Below are 2700 nucleotides of genomic sequence, written 5' to 3'. Positions count from 1 at the left end.
AAAACGGTACTATCACTGCCGATCCCGATGAATCTGAATATGAACACGGAACAGAGGTGGAGCTCACCGCAGTACCGGATGAGGGCTATGATTTTGTTGGTTGGGGTGGCGATGCCTCTGGCAGTGACAATCCCCTTACAATTACTGTGGAAAGTGATATGGGTATTGAAGCGGAGTTTGCACTGAATAGTTATTCCCTTGATATCACTGCAGAAAACGGTACTATCACTGCCGATCCCGATGAATCTGAATATGAACACGGAACAGAGGTGGAGCTCACCGCAGTACCGGATGAGGGCTATGATTTTGTTGGTTGGGGTGGCGATGCCTCTGGCAGTGACAATCCCCTTACAATTGCAGTGGAAGATGATATGGATATTGAAGCGGAGTTTGCACAGAGGACATATTTTATTGCCTTTGAGAGTGACGGAGGAAGTGCAGTTGATACGATAAGAGAGCAATATGGGAGAGAAGTAGTCGCTCCTGCTAATCCGACCAAAGAAGGACATACCTTTGATGGATGGGACCCGGCAATTCCAGAGACGATGCCTGCAGAGAATCTAACATTACACGCACAGTGGAGTATTCACAACTATTCCCTTGAGGTATCCGCAGAAAACGGTGCTGTTTCAGTTGAACCTGATGCGGATGAATATGAGCACGGCAGTGAGGTGACTTTGACAGCCGAAGCAGATGAGGGCTATGAGTTTATTGGTTGGAGTGGTGACACGACTGGTAGCGAAACCCCCTTTACCATTACCATGGAAGATGATATGGAGTTAATTGCGGTTTTCGAGGAAAAGGGCGTTGAACGCTATGTTCTAAACCTCAACGCGCAAAACGGTACTATCAAAGCGTATCCAGATTTTGAAGAATATCCACCAGGAACAAATGTGGTTCTTGTCGCCGAAGCAAATGAGGGGTATGAGTTTATTGGGTGGAGTGGCGATGGAAAGCGAGACGGAAAATACCTTAGTATTACTATAGAACATGACATTACCATTGAAGCAGAGTTTGAAGTGAAGACGTATACCCTTTCAGTCAGCGGAGAAAACGGCTCTATTTCTGTATTTCCGGATAAAGATGAGTATGAACACGGTACTCAAGTACAGCTTACTGCCCATCCTGATGATAAGTATGAGTTTGTTAAATGGAGTGGTGATGCAAAGGGTGACAAAACTCCCCTTATTGTTAATGTTGAAGAAGATATGAGTATAGAAGCAGTGTTTACAAAGACTTATGAACTTACTATTCATACTGATAACGGTACTATTTCAGCTGTTCCCGATCGTGATGCATACGCACACGGTACAGAAGTGGAACTGAACGCAGATCCGCACGAGGGCTATGAGTTTCTTGGTTGGAGCGGCGATGCAGAGGGAGACAAAAATCCCCTTACCATTACTGTGGAAAACGATATGGTAATAGAAGCGGAGTTTTCACTGAAAAGATATGAGCTTACCCTCACCGCAGAAAACGGTACTATTACTGCCGATCCCGAAGGGTCTGAATATAAACACTTTACAAAGGTAAAGCTTACCGCTGATGCCTATGAAGGGTATAAGTTTGTTAGTTGGCGTGGTGATGCTTCGGGAGATGATAATCCTCTTACTATTACTGTGAAAAGTGATATGGATATAGAAGCGAAGTTTACTATCAGTCCCAAAATGATACGCATCTCCGCAGGCCCCTACCATGGGGATGAAGAAAAAGAAATCGCAGAGTTTTATATGTCGAAATACCCTATCACACAAGCTGAATACTACGATATTATGGGCGTAAATCCATCTCGTTTCTCCGGAGATGAAAACCGCCCCGTAGAACAAGTGACCTGGTATGATGCGGTGCTCTATTGCAATGCTCGGTCAATAGCAGAAGGTCTGGATACGGTGTATAGCTACAGCAGTATAATTGGCACTCCCGGAGAAGGGGTAACTAATCTTGAAGATCTTGAAATAGACAGCAGTGCAAACGGGTATTATCTGCCAACCAGTGTTCAATGGGAGTATGCGTTTCGCGGGGGAACGACTACCACCTATTTCTGGGGAGATGATGCCTCCCATGCAGATATCTATGCTTGGTATTCGGATAATAGTGGAGAAACTACTCATCCCGTAGGTCACAAAGAGCCCAATCCCTTTGGGCTCTATGATATGGCGGGGAATGTGTGGGAGTGGTGTGAGAATGGGCTTTCTAACGGGACAGACTCGTACAAGTCCATGCGAGGCGGAAGCTATCACCTCAGTGAAAAAAAACTGACTTGGTCCTACACTTCTAGCTATCTATCATATGATCAGTCCGGTACTATCGGTTTTCGGGTTGCTTTAGGTTCACGTTAATGTTTCTTTATGCGTAAATAGTGTGTTGAGTTAACAGGGGTGTACAAACTTGAGGAATATATGACTTTACAAGGCACACTCTATTTTTACGGTATTTCCGGTGCGGCAGCCCTTGGACTTACCATTACTTTCTTTTTAAAGGTTTTAGCAATGAAAACCACATACTCTGTTTTCCTATGTATGTTTTTATGTATCCTTGCCGCTTTTGTCTCCTGTGCACAAAAGGATGACCTTGATATTATATTTGGATCACAGGTCCGCTATCCTGTTTTTATCTCCATAGACGAAAATGAGACTCCCCGGGGTGAAATAAATGCAGAACCGGAGGGTGCCACCGGTGACAGTGGTGGGGTTCTATTTT

2 protein-coding genes are annotated in these 2700 nt (G+C 44.7%); both read left to right on the top strand.

What is annotated here, in order from left to right; genetic code table 11:
• Positions 1-2339: InlB B-repeat-containing protein (locus CALK_RS12450; RefSeq protein ID WP_155851874.1), on the top strand; the 2339-nt coding region annotated here is incomplete at its 5' end.
• A gap of 60 nt (positions 2340-2399) precedes the next feature.
• Positions 2400-2700, top strand: a 301-nt coding sequence (locus tag CALK_RS11575; protein ID WP_034638352.1) for a hypothetical protein, incomplete at its 3' end; no start/stop codon positions are given.

The organism is Chitinivibrio alkaliphilus ACht1, from assembly GCF_000474745.1.
GTDB lineage: Bacteria > Fibrobacterota > Chitinivibrionia > Chitinivibrionales > Chitinivibrionaceae > Chitinivibrio > Chitinivibrio alkaliphilus.
This window is presented reverse-complemented; position numbering and strand designations above follow the sequence as displayed.